The sequence below is a fragment of the Bacillus sp. HMA207 genome (assembly GCF_003402455.1).
GTDB lineage: Bacteria > Bacillota > Bacilli > Bacillales > Bacillaceae_G > Bacillus_A > Bacillus_A cereus.
The window spans coordinates 3761062-3786393 of the sequence record NZ_BEZT01000001.1 but is presented as its reverse complement, the minus strand read 5'-3'; the positions used below and the strand labels follow the sequence as shown (position 1 = coordinate 3786393).

The window sequence follows — 25332 nt, the reverse complement described above, 5'->3', positions numbered from 1 at the left end:
GATATGCTAGTCATAAGCGCGAACGAACAAAGAAACTTAGTAAATATGAATGAAGTTATTGAATACGCGGCGCTTGCTTTAAAAGAATTTTCCGCAGAAAGAACAATTACACCAATAAGAGGCTCATTACCATTTGCGAACGAGCAAAATACGGCATTAATTATGCCTTCAGTAGCGGAAGGACTTGAAGCACTTGGAGTAAAAATAGTAACGGTAGTCCCGCAAAATAAACAGGTAGGAAAGAAAACGATAAACGGGATTGTGATGCTATCAGACTTTCAAACGGGAGAACCGCTCGCACTTTTAGAAGGATCGTACTTAACGATGATCCGAACAGGCGCCTTATCAGGAGTAGCGACAAAATATTTAGCTCGTCATAACGCAAAAACTTTATGCATAATCGGGACAGGAGAACAGGCGAAGGGGATTGCTGAAGCTGTATTTGCGGTAAGAGCTATTGAAAAAGTCATTTTATACAATCGAACAGAAGAAAAAGCGTATGCATTTGCGCAATATATACAAGAGAAATTAGGCAAACCAGCTTACGTTTACAAGGATCCAAATGAAGCGATATGTGAAGCAGACATCATCGTCACAACTACGAATGCATCCACACCAGTCTTCTCAGAAAAACTACAAAAAGGCGTCCACATAAACGCCGTCGGCTCATTCAGACCGAGCATGCAAGAACTACCCTCACACGCCATCACAAGCGCAAACAAAGTAGTAGTCGAATCAAAAGAAGCAGCACTAGACGAAACAGGAGACCTTCAAGTTCCGATAAAAGAAGGTCTATTCAAAGCAAACGCCATTCACGCTGAACTTGGTCAAATTATAAGCAAAGAAAAAGCTGGACGCGAAAATGATGAAGAGATTACTATTTTCAAATCAGTTGGTTTGGCGGTAGTAGATATTATCGTTGCGAAGTATTTGTATGAGAAAGCGGTGGAGCAAGGGATGGGGAATAAGATTGAGTTTTGAGACTGCCTTTTGGTGGTCTTTTTTTCAATTCATCAAATGTCATGATAACCGCCTAAATGTGTTTTTTGTCTTTAATCCCATTCTACATTTTCGATCATATAAAACAATCATTTTAGAGGGGTTTTCTGTAAGCTGCTAGTTTTTTAACTCATTTTATGAGGATACTTATTCGTGGTCTTTTTATTTTCTCCTCCGCATAAATATAGTTTATCGCAAGAATGCATTAATAGATTACAAACTTTCTACCTTTGCGAAAAAGTTTGACAATACATACCGGTAGTGGTAATTTAAAACCTATAAGAAAACTCGGTATTAATTCCGAGTTTTCTTATAGGTGTAAATAGTCGAGAGGGGTCGAAATATGAAGAAGAAGTTGTTTGTATTACCATTTGTCCTACTATTATTTATTGCATTAGCTGCTTGTTCAGGGGAAAAAGATTCGAAGCAAGCGGGCACTAGTAAATCAGGGACTCCGAAAGATGGAGGGGCGTTAACGATTGGTGTTAGCGATAATCCAGATACGATGAATCCGCTTTATGCGAATGATCGTGTGTCATTAACTGTGCAGCAAGCTTTATATGCGCCGCTATATCATATGGAAGACGGTAAGAAAAAGTTTGTTCTTGCTGAGAGCTTTACGCCTTCAGAAGATCAATTAACGTGGACATTGAAACTAAAAGATAATTTGAAATGGCATGACGGTAAGAAAATTACATCAGACGATATTGCATTTACATTCCAATCTATTTTAGATGAGAAGCAAAATAGTTCAAGCCGTGAAAACTTTATTTTTAAAGGAAAGCCGCTTGAGGTGAAAAAAGTGGATGAGTTAACAACTCAATTCGTCTTACCACAAGTAAGCGCATCTTTCGAAGGTGTGATGAATGATTTCTTCCCAATTCCGAAACATGTATTTGAAGGGGAAGCAGATTTAGCGAAGAGTAAGAAAAACTTACAACCTGTAGGGTCAGGTCCGTTTAAGTTTAAAGAATATAAATCAGATGAGTACGTTGCATTAGATCGATTCGATGATTATGTAGGTGGAAAAGCTAAATTAGACTCTATCGTATATCGCGTTGTAAAAGACCGTAATACAGCAAATGTTTCACTGCAAAATGGTCAAATCAACATGAAGATGATTGAGCCACAAGATTTTAAGAAATTAGATAGCACTGGGAACTTCTCAATGGTAACATTCCCTGAAGGTAGATTATTCTACTTATCTTATAACATGAATACAGATTTGATGAAGAAAAAAGAAGTGCGCCAAGCAATTGCGCATGCGTTAGATAAAAAAGAAATGATTAACTCAGCATTCGTTTCGGGTGAATTTGCAGAACCAGCAAATTCAATCTTAACGCCAGACGCTATGTATTATGCGAAAGATATTAAAGACTATAAGTATGATAAAAAAGAAGCGAAAGATTTATTAGCAAAAGCTGGCGTGAAAGATAAAGAAAAAGTACGTGTGATGTATGTAACGAATAATAAAATCATGGAAAGCTTAGCGCTTTATACACAACAAAAATTAAAAGAAGTTGGCTTAGAAGTTGAACTAAATGCATTAGATGCTAGTGCGGCAAGTGAAAAAGGCTTAGATAAAGAGAATAAAGAATATGACATTACATTTGGTGGTTACATAATGGGACCTGAGCCAGATTCATATAAGAGCTTATTCTTAAGTAATGCTGAATACAATTATGCACGATATAAAAACGCTGATTTCGATAAGTTATGGGAAGAAGCTGCAGTTGAAACGGATAAAACAAAACGTGCAGAGCTATACCATAAAATTCAAGAAACAGCTAGAGAAGACGTACCTTATCTACCAATCGCATATCCGAAAGCAGTTATTGCAGTAGATAAAAAGTTTGATGGATTAAAAGAAGCAAAAGCAATTCCTGTCACAATGTTTGAAGATCTATCTAAGATTTATGAAGTGAAATAAGAAACAGTAAAGAAGCTGGTGGAAATCAGCTTCTTTAGCTTGAGGGGGGAAGTTTGTGTATAAAGTAATTGCGAAGAGGCTTTTAAATGCAATTCCGCTTTTATTTGTTATTTCTATTATTTCTTTTCTATTAATAAAGCTAGCGCCGGGGGATCCTGTTCGAAACTTTGTAACGCCAAATATGAGTCCAATTGATGTGGAGCGTATTCGCAAAAGTTTAGGACTAGATCAACCAATTTACGTGCAGTATATTTTATGGTTAAAAAATATTTTAACAGGAAACTTTGGTTACTCACTTCAAAATCATCGTCCTGTTTTAGATCTTATCGCAGAAAGATTACCCGCAACAATTGGGTTAATGGGATCATCTTTACTCGTCTCATTCGTAATCGCAATCCCGCTTGGACTATTTACAGGTGTGAAAAAGAATTCTATCTTTGATCGCATTGTGAACTTTATCTCTTATGTGGGAATTTCAATGCCAGTCTTTTGGTTCGCTTTACTATTAATTTACTTATTCTCCTTAAAATTGAACCTACTTCCGAGTATGGGTATGCGCACCGTAGGTAAAGATTCTGTTTGGGATATTGTGCAACACGGCATTTTACCTTGTATGGTGCTAGCGTTCCAAAACGTATCTGTTTATATGAGATATATTCGTTCAAGTACGATTCAGCAATTAGAAGAAGAATATGTACAAATTCAATATGCGTACGGTGCTTCAAAGAAAACGGTTTTATTTAATCACGTACTTCGAAATGTATTAATACCAATCATTACAATTTTCGGATTATCGATTCCAAGTTTAGTAGGCGGAGCATTTATTACGGAAACAGTATTTTCATGGCCGGGTCTTGGTTCACTTGGGGTAAATGCTATTTTTAGATTTGATTATCCGATTATCATGGCAATTACATTACTATCATCATTCATGTTAATTCTCGGTAACTTAATTGCTGATATTTTATATGGCGTAGTAGATCCGCGCATTCGAATGAGGGGGTGATTTGGAATGAATAATAGGAGATTTCAAACGATAAAACATAGCTTTACGAAAAATAAGTTTGTACTAATAGGAGTTATTATACTTGCGGTTTTAACAATTGCATCGATATTCGCATTCGTATCGCCGTACGATCCTAGCAAAATGTCGATTCCAGATCGCTTACAAGAACCAAGTATGAGTCATCCTTTCGGCACGGATGATTACGGAAGGGATTACTTAACGAGGGCATTATATGGCGGAAGAGTTTCACTTGCGGTCGGTTTCCTTGCGATGGTTGTTTCCATTACAATCGGAACCGCAGTCGGAACAATTAGCGGATATTTTGGCGGAAAGTTAGACAACTTCTTAATGCGAATTGTGGAAGTACTTATGTCAATCCCATCATTCTTCTTAATGCTGTTATTAAATGCTTATTTAAAACCAGGGATTACGACGTTAGTTCTTATTATTGGATTACTAACATGGATGGACACCGCTCGTATTGTAAGGGCAGAAACGTTATCTGTAAAAGAGCGTGAGTACGTTTTATACGCAAAAGTATCAGGACAAAAATCACTTATGATTATTGTAAGACATATCATTCCTAACATCTTATCAACCATTATTATCGCTGCGACATTAACAATTGCGACATCGATTTTAATGGAATCATCACTTAGTTTTTTAGGTTTAGGTATTAGAGAACCAGATTCTTCTTGGGGCAGCATGCTAAACAATGCGCAAGGATATATTGGTGAAGCTTGGTATTTAACACTCTTCCCAGGATTCCTTATCCTTTTAACGGTACTTAGTTTTAACGTAATTGGTGAAGCATTGAAGAAAGCTTTCGCACCAAAAGGAGCCGGACATGAAAACTAAAGTGTTAAGTGAAGGGAGTGAGAAGCGTGTCTGAAAAACTACTAGAAGTGAAAAATTTAAAGACTTCTTTTTTCATAGAAAGTGGCGAAGTTGAAGCGGTTCGCGGCGTTACATTTCGCTTAAATAAAGGAGAAGTAGTTGGTATCGTTGGGGAATCTGGAAGCGGAAAGAGTGTAATGGCGAAGTCCGTTATGTCTCTCGTTACGTCACCAGGAAAAGTGAAAGAAGGGGAAATCCTTTTTCATAATGAAAACATACTTTCTAAATCTGAAAAAGAATTGCGTTCTATTAGAGGAAATCAAATTTCACTTATCTCTCAAGACCCAATGTCAGCGCTAAATCCGGTCGTGAAAATTGGGAAACAAATGATGGAAGTAATTATACGTCATCAAAAAGTGAAAAAGAAAGAAGCAGAGCAAATCGCGGTCAACTTGTTAAAACAAGTCGGTCTTTCTTCACCAGAAGAAAGGGTGAAACAATATCCGCATGAACTAAGCGGAGGTATGAAGCAGCGAGTTATGATCGCAATGGCGATGTCTTGTAACCCTGACCTTCTCATTGCGGACGAACCGACGACAGCACTTGATGTAACGATACAAGCACAAATACTAGATTTAATGAAAAACTTAAAAAACGAAACGAACATGGCGTTACTTCTTATTACGCATGACTTAGGAATAGTCGCACAAAACTGTACACGCGTTATCGTTATGTATGGCGGACTTATTATGGAAGAAGGACCTGTACTTGATATTTTCCAATCGCCGAATCATCCATATACGAAAGGGTTATTAAACTCTCTGCCAAAAATCGCAAACGGCGTAAAAGAAAGACTTTCTCCCATTCAAGGTGTAACGCCAAACTTATTAAACCCACCACAAGGTTGCCCGTTCGCAGAGCGTTGCCCGCATGCGATGGACATTTGTGAAAAAGAACGTCCACCATATTTTGAAATCGGAAACGAAAGACGTTCCATGTGCTGGCTAAACGATAGGGCGGTAGGTGATTTTCATGCATGAAGAAAACTTAATTGAAGTTCGGAACTTAAAAAAGTATTTTCCTATTAAAAAAGGACTATTCGGCAGAAAAACAGAGCAATTAAAAGCAGTCGATGATTTAAGCTTCACAATTAAAAAGGGTGAAACATTCGGATTAGTAGGAGAATCTGGCTGCGGAAAGTCAACGACGGGAAGAAGCATCATTCGTTTACACGATGTCACTTCAGGTAACGTTTTATTCGACGGAAAAGACATCGCAAGTTTAAAGGAAAGTGAACTAAAAGAATATCGAAAACGAATGCAAATCATTTTCCAAGATCCATACGCATCATTAAACCCAGCAATGAACGTATTCCAAATTATTAGCGAGCCAATGAACATTCACGGCTCTTACGAAAAAGAAGAACAAAAAGAAATCATATTAGACCTGCTCAAAAAGGTAGGCTTAAAAGAAGAACATTTATATCGCTACCCGCACGAATTTAGCGGGGGCCAGCGCCAGCGCATTAGCATCGCGCGCGCACTATCTGTAAAACCAGACTTTATCCTATGTGACGAACCGATCTCAGCACTCGATGTCTCAGTCCAAGCACAAGTCGTAAATATGCTGCAAGACATCCAAGAAGAAACAGAAGTCACATATTTATTCATCGCACATGACCTATCTATGGTAAGACACATATCAGACCGCATCGGAGTCATGTACTTAGGAAACATAGTAGAAATTGCCGACAGCGAAGACTTATACACAAAACCGGCACATCCATACACACAAGCACTACTCTCATCCATGCCAGAACTAGATCCAACAAACACAGGCAAAGAACGGATCATCCTAGAGGGGGAAGTTCCAAGCCCGCTCAACTCACCGTCCGGCTGCAAATTCAGAACACGCTGCAAATTCGCCACTGAAAAATGCGCACAGGAAGTACCGAAGATGGTTGAGATTGCGAAGGGGCATGAGGTGGCTTGTCATTTGTTTTAGAGTGGGGGAAAGCATCGGGGGGACCTGGTGCTTTTTTCTTTGCAGGGGTATTACGATTTACAAACGCTTAAAGCTGAAAAAGGAAATGTGGAAATTCCTTATGAGGCAGCAGTTGAAGAAGGTACGATTTTATTGCAAGTCACAAAAGATGATAAGGTCATTTATGAAGAAGAAGTCACTTCTCAAAAAGAAGGTTTGATTTCTTTTGAAGCGCCAAAACCCAGGTCATATGATTTAATTGTACGCGTGAAGGGTGAAGAAGAGAAAGCGAAAGGGATTCAAATACATACGAAGCTATGAAAAAACGGCAAGCGGAGTATACCCGCTTGCCGTTTCCATTTCCAGTTGGTTCTGGCATAACAGATGCTCATCAATTTTAAAAAGTAAACGTAAAGTAATTCTAAAATATACAATATTTCACTTTCGGCGATGTAATCTCTAATAAAAGATTCAATAAATTTCATAATATAAATAATTAATTCTAATCATTAAAAATCCTACTTTTTCTTACTTTAATTGTTTCTAAAATATAAAGAAGAATACCTAAACCAAATATTTTTTCAGCATTAGAAATATTATTACCTAATTTAATAATCGGTACATTTAAGCCAAATCTTTCACCCCATTCTAAAGGCATATATCCCCTCTTGCAGTTTATTAATATACGATCATCCATTGTACGAAAAGACGTTTCGAAAAAATCAAATTCCACTTCTATCTCAGAAATTTTTATCTCTTTTTCATTCATCAAAGAACCACGTACCATTCCAAATCCTTGTATCATATTTTCTTTAAACATACCTACACAATTATAATTCGAATCATAAATAGCCCAATCATAATTTTCAACTTCACTATGAAAATATGCAAGAATTTCTCCATCACTTGCTTCTAATCCAAAAACTTTTTTGTTTTTTACAATAGGTAATGTTGAAGAAATCATCTTTGTTCCTGCTACATATCTTCCATCAGGAGTATATAAACCTAAATGTTTATTATTGCTGGGTAATTCTAACAAAACATAAGTACCAATATCCCAAAATGTTAAATCATTTTTAACTATATTTTTTTCTAGTAAATTTCCTTTTCTTAATTGCCAAAATCCAATACTAAAAAATACAAGAGAAGCTATAATAATTAAGATTACTGGTCCCCAATTAATATTACCCCAAGTATTATACATACCAATTAATCCATAAAGAAAAAGCCCAGTTCCAATTAAACACTTCAACTTCCCCCTTTTTTTATAATACTCAAATAATTCCACGCAAACACCTCTATCAGTTGGTCTTAATATTTCAATTATCCTTCAAATGGGGGGCACATTACCGAAAGTAAAAAATTGTATGCTAAGGGTGTAAAAACCTATTATAGCAGGTTTTATAGACGTTATATTTACCTTTATAATAAAAGAAGATGTGGAGTAACTTGATTATTCTTAATCATTCGACAAGATGCAACAATTTAAGATCTTGTTTTTTGCTATGATAAGTAAGGAATTTACATATCGTGTTATTGGGGGATAAAAGAGATGTTGAAAAAATTTACTACATGTATTTTAGGTGGCGCTTTAGTATTCAATTTATCTGGTTGCGGCAATACATCCGACAAAACTTCTTCAGAATCTAAAGAAACCAATTCTAAACAAGAAGAAAAGAAAGTGGAAACAACTGATGAGGCGAAAACGAAAGAGAATACAAAGCAGAAAAATACAGAACAAACAAAAGAGAAATCAAAAATAAAAGAAAAAGAGTATGCTGTAAACAAGGATTTTCATACACCTAAATTTGATGTAACTGTAAAAAGAGTTGTAGAAAGAGATAAGGTTGGTAAAGAGAGTATAGGATTCCAAAAACCTGAAGATGGACATGTCTTTATTGTTGTAGAAGCAGAAGGGAAAAATATCACAAACGAACCGATGAAATTAGCCGTTTTACCATCAGTGGATTTAGTGGATGAAAATGATAATGCTTACCAAAGTGATGTGTTGGCAGCTAGTAGTTATGCGGTTGAAAAAGGCGAGACATCTACTATTACTAAGGGATTAAAACCAGGGGAGGTAATGAGAGAAAGTAAAGTTTACGTGATTAATAAAGAAAAATTTGATACAGGAAAGTGGTATGTAGTTGTTAACCATGAGTATAAGGAACAAATTAAATAGTGTTTATTTATGAAGAGGAGATGGCTCCTCTTTTTTTTTACAAGTTAACACAGAATTTCGTTATAATGTAGAAATTTAATGTTTTCGAAAAAAAGAATTGACTTCTATATTAGTTGTAACTAAAATGGTTACATAAAGATGTAATTAATTTAGTTACAACTAATATCTGCTAAAAATATGATTTATATATTTAATTAAGGATGGTGGTCCATACGTTGCCACCCGGTGTAGAAAGTTACTAACACATTCAAATCAATGCATATTCCAAGCTTTAGTATTTTCTGTTACGGGGCAATAAGGTGCAATGTTATCTTTTGTTAAAAACCTTGGTGGATCTTTCTTTGGAAATATTAGTTTTGGGGAAATATAGTAAGGTATCTAAAAAAGAACAAGGTATAAAAAGATGTACCTATATAAACCAAAAATTTAGTTGAGCTGGATAATAAAAAAAAGGTAGGAGATTTAAATGGAGACGAAACAAGATAATCTTATTTACGTATGGGATGCATATTGTGGATGGTGCTATGGTTTTTCAGAAAGTATTAAAGGATTTTACAAAAACCACACTGAAGTACCATTAACGGTTTTATGTGGAGGGTTATTTTTAGATAATTTACCAATGAAAAACTTCTCATATATAGAAGAAGGAAATAAAAGAATTAATCAACTTACAGGTGCTGAATTTGGTCCTTCATATCAAAAATTGGTGGAGGAAGGGACTTTTAAAATGAATTCGAAAGATGCTGCAATTGGCTTTTCAGCTTTACGCTCATTAGCGCCAGACCGTTTATTAGAATTCACTTCGGTTATGCAAAAAGCGTTTTATTATGAGGGCCAAAGTCTGAGTGATCCTGAAACATATCGCAAAATTGCAATCGAGCATGGTTTGGACCCTGAACAAGTATTGGAACGTTTAAACGCTCAAGAAACAATAATAGATGTCCAAAATGATTTCAATAAAGTTCGACAGCTTGATGTTAATAGCTATCCTTCATTACTTTTACAAAAGGATAATCAAATTATTCCTATTGGTGGTGGCGTAATGACACCGGATAAAATTGAAGCGCGTTTTAAAAATTTATATTAAGAAAATTTAGGATATAGTAGCAAACATGTTATCTTAGGCCATCTGACATTCATCTCCGGAATATTTGCTAGTACTATTACACTTTCAGATAAATGGGAGTGGGAGATTTTATCCCGCTTTAACGGGCAGTAAGACCCCCACCTCAAAATTCAGTGGAAGCAAAGAAGTTAGGTGGGGGATCAACTGTCCGTAAAAGTCCGATTGGTTCAACTAATAATCAGTGGGGGATGAACAAAACCCCCACTGATTAAAGTTTCACTTTATCGGAACAAGATAAAAATATGATGATTAGTTAATAACTTTAACAAAAGGAGAATAACATACTATGTTTAAAACAATCGATACAAATCAAAAAGATGTGAAATTAACGGTGTTTAGTTCGGACGAAAAAAGCTTTATGGTCACAGCAACATTAGTTGAGAAAGCAGGACATGCATTTTTAATAAACTCAAAATTTACGCAGTCTGATTCGAAAGAAATTGTAGAGTATTTGAAAAAAAACAACTTATCTCTAGATAAAATCTTTATTATTCATGGGGATCCAGACTACTACTTTGGATTAGAGAGCATTAAAGCCTTTTACCCAGAAGCTATAGCGTATGCAACAGAGTCTACTGTTGAACATATCGTTCATTCTGTCTTAGGGAAATTAAAAGTTTGGAAAGACGTCCTTGGAGAAAATGCACCAAGTAACGTGGTATTACCTCAAGTATTTAAAGAAAAAGCGATTGATTTTCAGGGGTTAACATTTGAACTAGTAGGCTTAGATCATTACAGAACTAGCCTATTTAATAAAGAACTAAAAGTATTAATTGGTGGTATCGATGTATTTAACGAAATACATGTATTCTTAGCGGATACTAGCTCAAAAGCGGATATGGAGGCATGGATTGAGAACTTGAAAGTATTACAAGCATTACATGCTGACATAATTGTGCCTAGCCATGGATCAATCGAAAAATCCCTAAATAATCAAGCACTTACTGCGACAATGGATTATCTAAGAACGGCGGTTCAAGCTTCTGAGGAAAGTGGAACTTCAAAAGATTTTGTGGCAAAACTTGAAGCAGCATATCCAGGCTATGCAAATAAAGGTGTATTAGAATTAAGTGCAAAAGTTGTAACAAAAGAAATGCCTTGGGGTTAATGATATGAATAAATATCAAAAACTATTACATGAAACGTATGTGTTAACTGGCGAAGGGAAATTGGATGCGTTCAAAACGTACATGAACGTCTTGGCACAGAATGGGATGACTATAGCGCTAAAGATGAAATTTATGCTTTTAATAACAATACTGTTATCGTTTATGGAAAATATAGTGGAACATATAAAGCTACAGGGAAGTCATTTGTAGCAGATTTTTGTCACCTTTATAAGTTTGATGAGAACGATAAGGTTAAGAAGTTTATTCAAATTGTGGACAGTGCAACTGTTAATGAGGTATTAAGTTAGAATTAATCGTTTCTAATATGCCTTGTATAGGGGGAGGTTAGGATAAATGAAATTCCTAACATTACCCCTGATATTACATTTTGGGGAAGGTTTCTCCTTCTTCAAACTTTTTATAGAAGAAAACTTATTTAAGTAGAAGAGGTAGGTATATATGAAATTAGAGAAAAGTTTAATCATAACAATTATTTCTGTATTTATTTTAGGAGTAGTTTCGACTTTGGTATATCAAGCTTCCAACGGTAATAACAAAGGGAACTCAATAAAGAGTGAAAATGTCGCTTCTGTATCAAAAGAAGTAAAAGAAAATGAAAAGAATAAAAAGATGGTAGTTGATTTCTATAATGAAGTTTTTAACAAACATAATATCGATATTATCCCTAAATATGTTAGCGAAGATTATAAGCAACATAATCCTTTTGTTGCTGATGGACGAAAAGCCTTCATGGATTTCTTTAAGGAGGATTTTGTTAAAAATCCTAATTCCTCTGCAGAGATTAAACGTGTAGTAGCTGAAGGGGATACAGTTGCTCTTCATGTACACTCTCGTACTAATTCTCAAGATAAGGGAGTTGCTATAGTGGATATATTTCGTATCAAGGATGGAAAGATTGTCGAACACTGGGATGTAATTCAAGAGATTCCAAGTGAAGTAGCTAATGATAATACGATGTTTTAGTTAGAAGATATATTTAATAATTGTTTAAATGATAGTGCTGTATAGAGTTTAGAAATTTAGATAAGTAAAGGAGATGTCCTAGTACCATGCCTGGGACATCTCCTTTTTGTTTTAACGATATTTAATTTATTGTTATTTGTATTTTTTTATGTACTACTATTCAAGTACATATCATTTCAGGCGGTTTTCTTTTATCCCGCATTAACGGGCGGTAAGATCCCCATTTCAAAATTCAGCGGAAGCAAAGAAATTAGGTGGGGGGGCGGGCTGCCCGTAAAAGCCCAATTGGTGAGGGCTGATTAAAGTTTCACTTTATGCTTCTATATCTTTTCCCTCTTCTACACCAGCAGAAGCAAATCAGATAAAAATGTAGGGCTTAAGTAACTAAAATAAAGAAAAAGCCATACAAGTAGTATGACTTTCTTTGCAGAACAATTAAGCTTGTGGTGCAGGCGGTCTTCCATTGAAGTTAGAACGTTTTGGAATTCCTTAAATTAAGAACAGAGTGGGATTAATCCTAGCCCAATTACTAGCGCTGTTTTCTACATACCTTACTTTTTTACGAACAGATTTCAACTGATTTAATAATTCATCACTATTAAATCGTTATAAGCTTCTTTTATACAATATTTCATACAACAATATCAGCTTCTCGATTTTTTGCAACAGGCCCCATTTTAATGACTTTAATAAGGATACGTATAGTAACGAAGAGACGATTCTATAAATACATAAGAATCGTCCTTTCGTTTTGCAAATGATGCATTAATATCAGTCTCATACTATTTTAATGGTAGGGGTAAAAATAGTTTCTTTTTAACCTACGCTAAATTGTTATAATTTTTTTTGCTCTAGAGGCCAATTCCATATCATGTGTAACAAATATTATCGTTTTTCCATCTTCATTAAGGTCTTTTAATATATTAAACACTAAATCTCGATTATTGTTATCTAAATTACCAGTTGGCTCATCAGCTAAAATGTAGTCGCATTTTTTAATAAGTATTCTTGCTAAAGCGATTCTTTGTTGTTCTCCACCACTAAGCTCAAAAATTTTTTTCTTCTCATAATTAGGCAAATTCACTTTTTGTAAAGCTTCTTTTATTATTTTTCTTTTATCGATATTTTTTTGATATTCTAGGGCTATTAATAAATTTTTCTCTACCGTTTCGTTTTCCATTAAAGCGTAATTTTGAAATAGATAAGCTAATTTTTCACGTTGCAATAGTAAGGTTTGCTTTTTGTTTGGATTCATTTGTTCTTCTATAATTATATCTCCAGAGTCGCTTTGTTCTAATAAACCAATAATATTTAATAACGTCGTTTTTCCTTTTCCACTTTCCCCAACGATTGCGATGAAGTCTGTATCTTCAATCTTCAATGAGAAGTCTTTTAATACAACTTTATTACCAAATTTCTTATTTATATTCACTAATTCAATCATTACTAATGTTCTCCTTTTATGATAGCATTGAATGTTTGATTGCTTAATTTCTTATCAAAGAAATAGCTTATTAAAATTTCTAAGATTAGGATCAAAATACCTATAGAAATCACATAAGTATCAATAACATATATAGATACAGATATAATAGGTATAATATTTACTAATAACAATAAAGTAATCATAATTTTATTGCGCTTTATAGCGCTAAATCCAAATAACTGTTTAATATACAAATTGAACTTGTTTTTTTCATAGTAACTAGAAATAGTGTTATAAGTTATTAGAAAATTCGAGACGATTAATATGATCATTGCGATCAATAAATTTTCTTTTTCTGTTTTTAGGTTTTGAATTTCAAACGCTAAACGATCATATACTGAGGTGATATTTTGTATAGTTGATTGAGCCTCATTTTTAGTAATAGTAGCCCTTATACTATCGTATGGTTGCTCACTATTAGTTTTAAAATAAAATTCAGATGCAACATATGACAAATAAAAGGATTGATTGAAGATACCTGTATCAATAATTGCAATAGGATCTCTAATGAGATTTTTATCTTCCGCTTTTATAGTTGAATCATAAGTAAAATAATCTTGATTATTTTTTACATATATAATATTTATATTTAACTCTTGTTCTTTAGTATTATTTTTCTCTCTTCCTAGTTCCTCATTATAAATGTTATCAACTTCAACTTTTTGGAAATAAAAATGTTTTCTATAATTCTTATATATTTCCTTCTCATATTCCTTTAATTTTTCAGGCACTAATATATTCATAGTATTCGAATCATGAATAATTTGCTCTTTGATTGTTTTTTTAACTGATTTAATAGGATTATAAGATAAATAGTTTGAATTTATAGTAACACTATTTCCAGAAGGTTCTAACTTCGGATCCCCATTTTCATTATTTAAATCATAGATATACTTTCCATCTATTTTGTCATAATTTGACGTACTAATTAGAAAGCCACCATGTTGTTTTTCCATATCCAAGTAAAGGTCTTTCATTTTTTTGCTAATTTTTTCTTCCGCACCTAAATCGTCGCCCTTAGCGAAAGTAACTTGAGTTTTATAAATATGTTTAGTTTTTGACCAATTAGATAAATTATCTATCTTTTGATTGAGTTCATTCGATAGGATTTTCCAATGATACGTGGACAATAACATTACGACTATAAATAGAAATTTTAAAGTGAAATTTAATGTGCTAACTAATATATATGGCTTGTTACCTTTTATTTTTGAAACATTTATATTTCTAGTAAAGGCTACTATCGTAATTATTGTGATAGGTATAATTAAAATAAAACTCAATGTAATTGCTATAATCCAAAAAATACATGATAATTCAAAATAAAAATCTGTACTATCTGTAAATATACAATACATAATAAATAATACATAAATCATAAGACTTGATAGTATCATGATTTTCCCTAAATTAAAGATAAAGAAGCTAACTATTTTTTTTCTTGTATAGCCCAATGTTTGCATGATAGCTATATCTTTCAATCTACGAATGATATAGTGAATAATCGCAACAAAGATGCATAATACAATCAAAAATATACAAAATATTTGAAACCCATTGCTCTCAAGTAAATATATAAAATTGGCTTTATTTTCGCCAAAAATTTCTGTTTTAGCTACATTTTCATTTAGTTCTTTTAACATGGCATTTATTTTTTCTTTATCTTGAGTCGAGATATAGTACATACCACTTCCATCAAAATTTTCATCTGCACTTAAAGGTTGGATAGTTATTTTAGTTTTCGAATCTATTCTTTTTATAATACCAATTTGATCTGTGCTCTCAATTTCAGAAGTACTTATAAATTTGTTTGAATTTACTTCTGGAAACTTCCCTGATTTTAACTTGATATGGTTATTTAAACCAGTATCAGTTGTAAAAATATGTAAATCATTTTCTCCCGGGTATATGTATTTTGAAATATTCACATTATATTTCTTTGCTAAAATTTGTAAAAATTCAATGTAATTCTTAGTGTAACTTTTCTCTTCTTCAAAATTTAAAGTAATACTAGTTGTATTTTTATAGAATAACTGTTGTGTTTTATATTCTTTAAAAATATTTAAAGATAAAAATGCAGTTAATGCCAGCGTTGCTGCCATTAAAATAAAAATGATTTTTTTCATGCAAACACCTCTTAGAAAAATCTAATATCACTAATTATCTATATTCAAAAACAAGAGAAGTTTTTAAACTTCTCTTGTTTTTGAATATTATTTATTATCGTAATTCGCTTTATTTGTACCACTAGATGTCCATGTAGCTTTTGCTTTGCTAAATACATCTTTCTTCTGCCATTTTCCATCATTGTAGACGCCTTTTCCATTTGTAACTGTTGCTCTACCTTGTTTTGTATAATGTTTATATTCGGAAATGACGTTTCCATCTCTTTTTCCTCTAATCCAATACCCACCGTCTGCTTTACCAGACGTTACACCTGCGTATAACTGTGGTTTATTGCCAGAATTGTTTTCATCTGCTACAAATCCTTCAGTTATTGTGCTATCCGCTGTCACAATTTCGGACTTTCCAACTGTTTTTTCTGCGGCAAATACATTCATTGAAGCTGGAACTACTAAAACACCTGCAGCAATTGCACCGATAATAGCTTTTTTCATACTAATTCCCCATTTCTATCAGTTTATATTTTGTTAAGATTTTACACTAATGGAAAATCTTACAATTTAAATTTACCATATCCTCATTTTTTTGTAAATAAAAAGTAAATTTTCAGTTTATAATAATTGTTTTTAATTCATTGTTCATATATTCATCTTTATTATTTTTGCGGGATCAAGAAAGGGTATTTTAAGATTTAAATGTTAGTTGAAATAATAACGCCTTTCAAATAAGTTAAGAGGTTTTATTATTATTTTATGAGAGAACAACAGCGAAAAAAGCAGTGAAATAGAAGTTTCTAGTAACAAATATTACTGTGGAAAATTTAATAATTATTGGTAATATTGGGATATACTTATATGTTAACATAATATAGGATTGTATTGTTATTAAAAATTAAAATATTCAAAATTAAAAAAGATCAACTCTATTAAAGAGTTGATCTTTGTAGTGGAAGTAGTTTTTAATTGGACAAATTACCCTATGAAAAGAAAACAGTTCTGGTGCAAAAATAAAATACAATAACTTAACATGGCACAATAATATTTGGGACAGAATCCAATACATATTATTAAAATTAAGATAGTTCAAGTCGGCAGAAGGCACCTTTAGGTGTCTTTTTTTTATGAATTTCAAGCCCACCTATTTCCGTAGGTGGACTACTTGTGATTTTACACAATTAAGTTATAGCAAAAGCATTTATATCGAAAGTAATTAAAATTAACTTTGTAACCCTAATAATCTCCATTGTTTTATTATCTTTTATTTTAAAGTGAAGTCTTTTCCCTATACGTTCACTAATTACAATATTTCCAAAGGCTAATTTACGCAAATGTTGTACAATCAAATCCTCTGTAATTCTTGTTTGCTTACTTAAATCAAAAACTGACAACGATCCATTTTCCTTCCAAATGGAAAGAAGGGATAACCAATCACCCTCACAATAAACAGTTAATCCTATTTTATTATACTAGTACAATCTCACCAATATAAAAAAGGACCACCATTACTGGCAGTCCTTTTTTGGTAGTTTTAGAAATTAAATTATAACATATTAATATACAAATTATAAATATACTTTTACAAAAGATACTATAAGTTTTTTATAATTCTTGATTTCTCAATTTTCATTGCATACTGAATTTTCCTGTAAGTATTAATAACTACCATTAAAATTATCAATCCACTAGATTATTAGAAAAAACTGGTTATCTATATAATCATTTGGTAAAATATAGATATAATTTAAGAGGGTAAAGTTAATATAGATCAACTAAGTAATGCTAAGAAAATATTTTATTGCATAAAAAAAAGGCTCCATTGCTGGAGCACTCAAAATAAACAAACGAATTAAAACAAGAAACAGACAATTTAACTATATAGATAAAACATAAATAAATCTATATATATGTAAAAATGCATATAAAAACTCTATTTATTGATGCTATAATAGGTTTACTCGATGATTGTTATATTTTTTTATGGTTTTTAAGCAATAAATACCTTCTTAACACCAAGTGTACAAGAAAAGAAGACATCTTAAGCGATGTCTTCTTTTCTTATATAATAACAACACAATAAAATTAAGATGGTTCAAGTCGGAGGAAGGCACCTTTGGGTGTCTTTTCTTTGTCGAATTTGCCTAATAGGGGCAGCACCACATTGCCATCAAGTTAAAAATTTTTTTCACCCAAAACAAAAAAACGAGCTGAATTCACATAAATAACTATGGAAGAAAACAAAAACTTGGGATTAAAGAACTTGTGATGTATGACTATATTGGCTGTTTTTATCCAGAAGAATACATTAATCCTGATTATACATTTGTAGGATTGCTTAATTGAATAGGATCTAGAAACAGGTAATCTTCAAATTTTGATAAAACTAGCAATCTCCACGCCGAAATTGGTTAAATTATAAGGGGGAAAAGCTGGTCACGAAAATGATGAAGAGATTACTATTTTCAAATCAGTTGGTTTGGCTGTAGTAGATACTATCGTTGCGAATTATTTGTATGAGAAAGTAGTGGAGCGCGGGATGGGATTGAGTTTTGAGGGACTGCCTTTTGGTGGTCTTTTTTGCATAAAATCTTGTAAAGTAAGAAAAAGTTGAATATTAATATTCTAATATTCAATAGAAAGATAAAATGTTTTAAAGTTCAAAATAATACATTATAATATATTTAGTAAAATTAACCAATTTATATTTTGCTCATTATGTATTAAAGGGGAAATGAAAATGGCTGGACAAATTCGTATGTCACCAGAGGAGCTTAAATCGAAAGCGGCTCGATATGGACAAGGTGCAAATCAAATTGAGGACATTTTAAGTCAACTACAAAACTTACAAAATGAATTAAGAGGAGAATGGGAAGGTCGTGCTTTTGAAGGTTTTGACCAACAGTTCAATCAATTAAAGCCAAAAGTACAAAACTTCGCACAGCTATTACAAGAAATTAATATGCAGCTTAATAAAACTGCAGAAGCTGTTGCTTCTCATGATGAAGAATTATCACGTAATTTCGGTTTGAAATAAAAATTGTCATACTCTATATAACAGGCATTTCAAATGAGCCATACAGCTTATAGTGTATGGCTCATTTGATTGCATGCCCAACTTAGCTGGACACACGTTTAAAAAGAGTGATATTAATAGGGAATTTTCATATATTTATTGGGATTTTTTTGGCATCTTCTGAAAATTAGAGAAAGGATTTGAGTGATGGGACAATTTCAAAGTAATTTTCAAACGGCACAACAAATTGCTACGCAGATGAGAACAGCTTCGAATATAATCCAAAGTGCAACAAATCGTTCTATAACAAAGGCGACGCGTACAACACTATCTGTTAATTCCAAAGCACAAGAAGCGAATCAACAAATGTTAGATTTTACGAAACAATTTTCCACTGCCTTTCAACAAGCGATCGATAATATTCATTCAGTAGCCCAAGAGTTTGAGAGAATGGATAACGAACTTCACAACACTTTTCGCTAATGTGACAACCTACGTAAAGGTAAAATAGTAGGAGGAATATAATGAGTCAAGATATTGAAAAACAAATCAATCAAGTAAATCAAAAGTTAAGAAGTGTATTTGAAGAACAAGACCGAAATCAATCCGCGATTCACATTCAGGAGCAAGCGGAAGCAGATTTTTATGAATGGAGAGGTCGAAACCATCGTTTGTTTGATCGAATTTTAGGAACTTGGCATGGTGATAGAGAAATGTCTCAGTTTTTTATGAATACATATCAAGAGGCACAACATATTGAACGAAAAGTCACATTTGAATTGGAAAATAAAAAAGAAACGCTGCTTAAAGAAAGACGAAAGCTTAGTGATTTAGAAAACGACCTTTCCTATCAACAACAACAATTAGCGAGGGAGGTCAATGCATGAGTTTAAATATGTATTTAGGAGAAGTACAAAGCCAAACTCAAAGCATGAATGCTGTATGTAACGCTACTATTCAAGGTATGGAACAAGTCATTCAGTCAATTGATGCCTTTGCAATTGATACTGTTCTACAAGGACAAACTTATAGCAGTGCAAAATCATTTTTTGTACAAACCTTTCGTCCTTTAGCGCAAGGAATCATTTATCTGTGTGAAGAGTTAATTCGCCAGAACGATGCTTTTCCAAGTCAATTTCAATCACAAGTCGCTTCCACAGATGTAATTGAACAAGAAATATTAGAACAAATTCGAGAAATTGACCGAATGAAAGCAAGTATGGAAGCCATCAGTCAAGCTATGCCAATCCCAGGTATGGACGCTATGGCGAATCTTTTTACTGTGATGAGGAAAAAACTGCAAGAAAAGCTGGATCATTTGTATCAATTCAATCAGACCTCTAGTAATAATTATAGTACAGCCCTTCAATTAGCAGCTAGTATTGCTGCAGGTCTTGCAGAAGTTCAAAGTGGGAAAGGGTTTAGTCCTGCAAGTGGTACATTTAGTACGCAAGGGTTGAATATGGAATGGACAACTTCAATTCAAGCGATTAATGAAGATAGGAAGCGTCAGGCCGATAATCATTTAAATGGTAGTTCAATTGAAGAAGGAACAATGTGTGGTCCGTTAAATAGTGAGAAAAAAGATGAATCTTTACTAGATACGTTTAAACATGGTGTCGAAGATATTTATGAAGGTGCTTTGGAGTTTATACAAGGCGCTGGCAGTGCAGTAGCTGAAGACTATATTGGACTAACACCACTTGATAATGATAAATTAGAAAGCAAAGCAACTTATCAAGCTGGAAGATTTACTGGACATGTTATATCAACGGCAGGATCTATTGTAGAAATTTTTGAAGGTATTTCATTCATAGGTGGGGCTAATTTCTTAACATTCGTCGCAGAAGTAGGAAGTGGTGGGTTAGCATCACCAATTGTTCTTCCATTAGATGCAGTTGCTACAGTGGCTGGTGTTGGTGTTGTTGTACATGGTGGATTGGTTTGGGATAAATCGATTCAAAATGCTAAGGATACTCTTCAAAAATTCGAGTCTTCTCCATCTTCTGGTGAGCGTATTAATAAAGTTAAAGAGAATGGTAAACTTAATAAAGAGGAAAATGCTACTAAAGGGATGGATAATACCAGTAATAAAACCAGCGGAGATAATCCAAAAGTAATTGAGGAATTAGAGGGACCTGTTATTGATGGAAAGCGAGTTGGAAGTGGAGAAAAGATTGATAAAGTAAAACCTATTTGGGGAAGAGATGAAAAAGGAAAGCCTATCATAGTAAAAGAGTTTCCTCATGTCCCTAAGGAACATGGCTTTTCTGATATTGTTGATAATTACTCAAGATTTGCTGATGAATTTCCATTAGTGGGAGGAGATCGCATTAGTAGAAGATTCTTCCAAATCGAAGGAAGCAATGGTGGTAAAAAAGGCGTCTTTGAGTGGATTGTTGAACCAAATGGAAATGTAAGTCATAGAAGATTTATTGAAAATGGTACTGTTACAGGGAAACCAAATCAAGTTCCAAAAAAGTAAAAGGAGAATTATATGGATTTAATAGATTTTAAGAACAAAGGTCTTAAGTATGATTGGAAAACTATTTATACCGGTGTAAATAAAAAATATTTCGAACCGAATGTCATTTCTGATTATGCGGTGGAACTAATGGAAGCCGGTGATGATGAAGCTTTTGTTAATGAACTAGCTTGGGGAATAGATTCTAGTGATTTAGATAAAATTTTGTTTGAAATTAAAGATTTCCACTTTCCTAATCTAGAAGAAAATAGTGAAGAATTACAGAATGAGATAAGTAAACTCAGATTCGTTTACTTATCTAAGTTAAAAGAAAAGATTACTGATGAGGATGAACTATTAAATAGAATTGCAGAGTTTTATGATAGACATGATTATCCTGAAGATATGACAAGTTTTATTACTTATATGCCCCAAGATACCCCAACTACGAAGGAAGATTTGTTAAATAGGTTTTATAAATTTTTGGATTCAGAGAAAAAATTTATTGAATAGCTACTTTGCTAGATTCTGAGGGCAAGAAATGAATTTTTTGAAGAACAAGCCTTCTTTAAGGTTGAATATTTCAATGAACCATGTTATCTAGCTTGGAGTAAGTGAAGAGAAAGTTACATATGGAGAATGATCAACAAAAGAGACCTAACATTTGCGGTCTCTTTTGTTGATTTAAATTAAAAAGTATCATTTAAGTGGATGCCCTTTTGTACCTCTTACTTTACATACAAATAGGCTTCAATTGCTGATACATAGTATCTTTTATCCTTGCTGTTATGTACTTTGTATTGTGGCGCTCCATTCACAGTTACCTTTACATCAATGGTAAATCCTAATCTTACCTCTAAAGCACCAACAACATCTTTACCCTGCCAAGAAAGAGATTCATCGAGTTCAGATTAACGAAAAACATAGAATACATAATTTTAACTAGACTTATTATTAACTAGTGTATCTCCACCACCAAGCTCCGCCTCAATCTGCGAAGTCTTCGATGACTCATCCATACGCCAATACGTAATAAAGCTGATCGCGATACATCCAGCTACGTAGAAGTAGAATAGTGATTCCATTCCGATACTTTTTAGCCATAATGCGATGAACTCAGCTGTTCCACCAAATATCGCAACGGTTAGTGCATATGGTAAACCTACGCCAAGTGCGCGAATTTCGGTCGGGAAGAGTTCTGCTTTTACAATTGCGTTAATCGAAGTGTAACCAGTAACGATAATGAGACCGACCATCATGAGTAAAAATGCTACGATTGGTTCTGTCGTTTTTTCCATGAAGAAGAAGATCGGTGCTGTTAGTAATGTTCCGAGAATACCGAATGCCATTAATAGTGGACGGCGTCCGATTTTATCGGATAGTAATCCTGCAATTGGTTGAAGTACGACGAAAATAAGTAGTGCGACAAAGTTAATCCAGCTTACAACTTCTTTCGGAAGGCCGACTGTGTTTACCATGAACTTTTGTAAATATGTTGTGTACGTATAGAAAGCGACAGTGCCTCCTAAAGTTAGGCCGACTACTGTTAATACAGCTTTCGGATGTTTCATAAGAGCGCGAACGGTTCCTGCGCTTTCGCGGTTTTTCGTTTCCATGTTTGAGAACTGTTCCGACTCATCCATCGTGCGGCGAAGCCATAATACAGCTACTGCACCCATCGCTCCAATAATGAATGGAATACGCCATCCCCAAGCTTTCATATCTGGTTCGCTTAGTAATTGCTGAAGAACAATTTGAACGCCTAACGCAACCATCTGTCCAGCAACGAGCGTTACATATTGGAAACTTGAATAAAAACCACGGCGTCCACTACTAGCCATTTCAGATAAATACGTTGCGGAAGTTCCATACTCTCCGCCGAGTGACAACCCTTGAAGTAAACGAGCAAGAACTAAAATAATTGGCGCCATAATACCGATACTTTCGTAACTCGGTGTACAGGCAATAATGAAAGAACCACCGGCCATAACCGTAATCGAAAGCGTTAATGCTGCCCGGCGTCCGTGCCGATCCGCATAACGTCCCATTAATAAACTCCCAATAGGGCGCATTAAAAACCCAACTGCGAAAATAGCTGCTGTGTTCAGTAATTGACTCGTTGGATCTCCTTTAGGAAAGAACTCCGCTGAAAAATAAACAGCGAAAGCAGAGTAAACGTACCAGTCGTACCATTCGATTAAATTGCCGACTGAACCTTTGAAAATATTGCCGGCGACTCGGTTTGATTTTGCTTGAGCCATACTAATTCCTCCTCTTGCTTAGTAATAAAAAGATAATTATGAAAGCGTGTTCATTGTAGTTGAATTGTACTGTTCTTTAAATGAAATCTCAATATTATGACAATTTTATTCTTTTTGTACTTTATGAACATGGATATTTTTAATAGTTGCTTCATTTTCAGTTTTGTCATAATAATAGAAAAAGGAGATTGATAGTTTTGAATATTTTATCAAAGGATATGGAGTATGAAGAAATCACGCAAAGTTTCATTGCAAACGAAAATAGTAAGCTTAATTATCGCGTTAATTTTATTTGTCGTTCTCCTATTAGCGGGAATATTTGTTTACATTCAGTCCGTTGATACGAAGCACCAAGTGGAGCAACTAGCACTGCAAACAGCGAAGTCGCTTTCTTTTATGCCTGCTATAAAAGATGCTTTTCAAAATAACGAGCATAAAAGTACGATTCAATCTATTGCGGAACAAGTTCGTGAGCAAGCTGGTGCAGATTACGTCATTATAGAAGATCGCTTTGGGGTTATGTATTCCCATTCTAATTCGGATTTAATTGGCACAAAGAGTAACAATCCATATAACTATGAAGCACTCACTTTTGGTGGCTATTATACGCTCGAAGGAAATGGTGTAAGTGGTCCAGCCTTAATGGCAAAGGCACCTATTATTGTTCATAACGGAGATTACGATCAAGTAGTAGGCGTTGTGACAGTAGAGTTTTCAATAAAAGGAATTGAATCTAACATATTGAGTAGAACGAAAGAAATTATCCTCTTTTCATTAGCAGTATTATTAGCCGGCATTGTTGGTGGCATTCTTTTAGCGCGTAGCATTAGGAAAGATACACTCGGTTTAGAGCCGAATGAAATCGCAGCGCTATACCGGGAACGAAGCGCGATACTACTATCTATAAAAGAAGGGATCATCGCCATTGATCAAAATGGTTTTATTACGATGATGAACACCTCAGCAGAAGAAATGCTTCATGTAAATGATGATTATATGCAGCAGCACATTTCAAAGGTTTTACCGGAATTTAATATGGAAAGAGTGCTAGAAAACGATCAAGAAATCGCGTTTCAAGATAAAGTGTTTATTTTAAACATGACACCGATACTCGAAAATAATAGTACAGTAGGCGTTGTATGTAGTTTTAGAGATAAAACAGAACTGCAAAACTTAGTGAATACGATATCTGAGGTAAGAAAGTATTCTGAGGACTTACGTGCTCAAACACATGAATTTACAAATAAGCTCTTCGTCTTATCAGGATTACTTCAGTTAGGGCATTATAAAGAAGCAATTGAATTCATTCAGCAAGAATCTAACATTCATCAAAGCCAAAACCATATCTTATTCCATCAAATTCATGATGCAAAAGTACAAGCTATTTTATTAGGAAAACTCGGAACAGCGTCTGAGAAGAAAATTTATTTTCATATTGAAGGAGATAGTGCACTTCATCCGTTACCAGGCCATATAAAAGTTTCGCACCTTATTACGATTCTTGGAAACATAATCGACAATGCATTTGATGCGGTGAGTGAACGAGAGGAAAAGAGTGTTTCCTTCTTCGTTACGGATATTGGGCACGATATTGTATTTGAAGTAATAGATAGTGGGATAGGAGTGCCGGCAGAAAAAATAAGTACCATTTTTCAAAAAGGATTTTCGACGAAAGGGAATAATCGTGGTTACGGACTAGCGAATGTGAAAGAAATGGTAGATGTACTAGAAGGAACCATTGAAATTCAAAACGAGAAAAATGGAGGAGCTATTTTTACAATTTACCTTCCGAAAACATTGAAAGAAAGTACATGACAAACAGGGGGATGGGC

21 protein-coding genes and 6 pseudogenes are annotated in these 25332 nt (G+C 34.0%); 20 read left to right on the top strand and 7 right to left on the bottom strand.

From position 1 onward, the window contains the following. Window positions 1-3: 3 nt before the first annotated feature. From HMAS_RS19595 to HMAS_RS19565, 7 genes and pseudogenes are all read left to right on the top strand, one after another. Window positions 4-981, top strand: coding sequence for an ornithine cyclodeaminase family protein (locus HMAS_RS19595; protein WP_025709967.1), 978 nt, complete (start codon window positions 4-6; stop codon window positions 979-981). Window positions 982-1342: 361 nt separating this feature from the next. Beyond that, complete coding sequence (locus HMAS_RS19590) at window positions 1343-2929, top strand: ABC transporter substrate-binding protein (protein WP_046392390.1); 1587 nt, start codon at window positions 1343-1345, stop codon at window positions 2927-2929. 55 nt (window positions 2930-2984) lie between these two features. Further along, window positions 2985-3935, top strand: coding sequence for an ABC transporter permease (locus tag HMAS_RS19585; protein ID WP_000278789.1), 951 nt, complete (start codon window positions 2985-2987; stop codon window positions 3933-3935). A 6-nt stretch (window positions 3936-3941) separates the two neighbouring features. Continuing rightward, entirely contained in the window at window positions 3942-4793 is an 852-nt protein-coding gene (locus tag HMAS_RS19580; protein WP_001065292.1) for an ABC transporter permease, read from the top strand. Window positions 4794-4819: 26 nt separating this feature from the next. Next, window positions 4820-5812 (top strand): ABC transporter ATP-binding protein, encoded by a 993-nt coding sequence (locus HMAS_RS19575; protein WP_001291151.1) that lies wholly within the window; start codon window positions 4820-4822, stop codon window positions 5810-5812. Beyond that, on the top strand, window positions 5805-6776 hold the full coding sequence (locus HMAS_RS19570; protein ID WP_000544121.1) for an ABC transporter ATP-binding protein: 972 nt from the start codon (window positions 5805-5807) through the stop codon (window positions 6774-6776). The genes HMAS_RS19575 and HMAS_RS19570 overlap by 8 nt, the downstream gene beginning before the upstream one ends. Before the next feature lie 24 nt (window positions 6777-6800). Further along, window positions 6801-7076, top strand: a pseudogene (locus HMAS_RS19565) (hypothetical protein); the annotation flags it as partial. Between the two features lie 181 nt (window positions 7077-7257). On the opposite strand, the gene HMAS_RS19560 reads toward HMAS_RS19565, so the two are convergent. After that, window positions 7258-8043, bottom strand: a complete 786-nt coding sequence (locus HMAS_RS19560) for an ABC transporter ATP-binding protein (RefSeq protein WP_116344980.1) — start codon at window positions 8041-8043, stop codon at window positions 7258-7260. Window positions 8044-8307: 264 nt separating this feature from the next. Between HMAS_RS19560 and HMAS_RS19555 the strand changes: the two genes are divergently transcribed. From HMAS_RS19555 to HMAS_RS19535, 5 genes and pseudogenes are all read left to right on the top strand, one after another. After that, on the top strand, window positions 8308-8937 hold the full coding sequence (locus HMAS_RS19555; RefSeq protein WP_000913400.1) for a hypothetical protein: 630 nt from the start codon (window positions 8308-8310) through the stop codon (window positions 8935-8937). Between the two features lie 466 nt (window positions 8938-9403). Next, window positions 9404-10024, top strand: a complete 621-nt coding sequence (locus HMAS_RS19550; protein ID WP_116344979.1) for a DsbA family protein — start codon at window positions 9404-9406, stop codon at window positions 10022-10024. A gap of 325 nt (window positions 10025-10349) precedes the next feature. Next, the gene (locus tag HMAS_RS19545) at window positions 10350-11171 is read left to right on the top strand and encodes a hypothetical protein (protein WP_000477267.1); all 822 of its coding nucleotides are present in this window, start codon (window positions 10350-10352) and stop codon (window positions 11169-11171) included. Between the two features lie 4 nt (window positions 11172-11175). Further along, a pseudogene (locus HMAS_RS19540) lies at window positions 11176-11480 on the top strand (nuclear transport factor 2 family protein). A gap of 151 nt (window positions 11481-11631) precedes the next feature. Beyond that, window positions 11632-12156 carry a nuclear transport factor 2 family protein gene (locus HMAS_RS19535; RefSeq protein WP_025709972.1) on the top strand — a complete coding sequence of 175 codons (525 nt, stop codon included), beginning with the start codon at window positions 11632-11634 and terminating at the stop codon, window positions 12154-12156. A gap of 826 nt (window positions 12157-12982) precedes the next feature. Here HMAS_RS19535 and HMAS_RS19530 read toward each other — a convergent pair. The 4 genes and pseudogenes from HMAS_RS19530 to HMAS_RS19515 form a co-directional block, all read right to left on the bottom strand. Continuing rightward, on the bottom strand, window positions 12983-13600 hold the full coding sequence (locus HMAS_RS19530) for a putative bacteriocin export ABC transporter (protein ID WP_000571715.1): 618 nt from the start codon (window positions 13598-13600) through the stop codon (window positions 12983-12985). Between the two features lie 2 nt (window positions 13601-13602). Continuing rightward, window positions 13603-15768, bottom strand: a complete 2166-nt coding sequence (locus tag HMAS_RS19525) for a DUF1430 domain-containing protein (protein WP_016117281.1) — start codon at window positions 15766-15768, stop codon at window positions 13603-13605. An 87-nt stretch (window positions 15769-15855) separates the two neighbouring features. Next, a complete protein-coding gene (locus tag HMAS_RS19520) occupies window positions 15856-16260 on the bottom strand; it encodes a lactococcin 972 family bacteriocin (RefSeq protein WP_000709112.1) in 405 nt (134 codons plus the stop codon). Between the two features lie 680 nt (window positions 16261-16940). Continuing rightward, a pseudogene (locus HMAS_RS19515) lies at window positions 16941-17159 on the bottom strand (helix-turn-helix domain-containing protein); the annotation flags it as partial. Window positions 17160-17973: 814 nt separating this feature from the next. Between HMAS_RS19515 and HMAS_RS28140 the strand changes: the two are divergent. The 7 genes and pseudogenes from HMAS_RS28140 to HMAS_RS19480 all read left to right on the top strand — a co-directional run. After that, window positions 17974-18090 (top strand): annotated as a pseudogene (locus tag HMAS_RS28140) (DUF4176 domain-containing protein); the annotation flags it as partial. A gap of 91 nt (window positions 18091-18181) precedes the next feature. Then, window positions 18182-18373 (top strand): annotated as a pseudogene (locus HMAS_RS28365) (hypothetical protein); the annotation flags it as partial. Window positions 18374-18499: 126 nt separating this feature from the next. Then, the gene (locus HMAS_RS19500; protein WP_000918591.1) at window positions 18500-18796 is read left to right on the top strand and encodes a WXG100 family type VII secretion target; all 297 of its coding nucleotides are present in this window, start codon (window positions 18500-18502) and stop codon (window positions 18794-18796) included. Window positions 18797-18982: 186 nt separating this feature from the next. Next, complete coding sequence (locus HMAS_RS19495) at window positions 18983-19258, top strand: TIGR04197 family type VII secretion effector (protein WP_016121983.1); 276 nt, start codon at window positions 18983-18985, stop codon at window positions 19256-19258. 41 nt (window positions 19259-19299) lie between these two features. Next, window positions 19300-19662, top strand: a complete 363-nt coding sequence (locus tag HMAS_RS19490) for a DUF3958 family protein (RefSeq protein WP_000076118.1) — start codon at window positions 19300-19302, stop codon at window positions 19660-19662. Further along, entirely contained in the window at window positions 19659-21260 is a 1602-nt protein-coding gene (locus HMAS_RS19485; protein WP_025710341.1) for a T7SS effector LXG polymorphic toxin, read from the top strand. Before HMAS_RS19490 ends, HMAS_RS19485 begins: the two co-directional genes overlap by 4 nt. 12 nt (window positions 21261-21272) lie before the next feature. Further along, entirely contained in the window at window positions 21273-21752 is a 480-nt protein-coding gene (locus tag HMAS_RS19480; RefSeq protein ID WP_000364132.1) for a DUF2247 family protein, read from the top strand. A 215-nt stretch (window positions 21753-21967) separates the two neighbouring features. On the opposite strand, the pseudogene HMAS_RS28360 reads toward HMAS_RS19480, so the two are convergent. Both HMAS_RS28360 and HMAS_RS19470 read right to left on the bottom strand, forming a co-directional pair. After that, a pseudogene (locus HMAS_RS28360) lies at window positions 21968-22138 on the bottom strand (N-acetylmuramoyl-L-alanine amidase); the annotation flags it as partial. 39 nt (window positions 22139-22177) lie between these two features. Next, window positions 22178-23500, bottom strand: coding sequence for an MFS transporter (locus HMAS_RS19470; RefSeq protein WP_025710340.1), 1323 nt, complete (start codon window positions 23498-23500; stop codon window positions 22178-22180). A gap of 225 nt (window positions 23501-23725) precedes the next feature. Between HMAS_RS19470 and HMAS_RS19465 the strand changes: the two genes are divergently transcribed. Then, window positions 23726-25315, top strand: a complete 1590-nt coding sequence (locus tag HMAS_RS19465) for an ATP-binding protein (RefSeq protein ID WP_025710339.1) — start codon at window positions 23726-23728, stop codon at window positions 25313-25315. The last annotated feature ends 17 nt before the right edge of the window (window positions 25316-25332 follow it).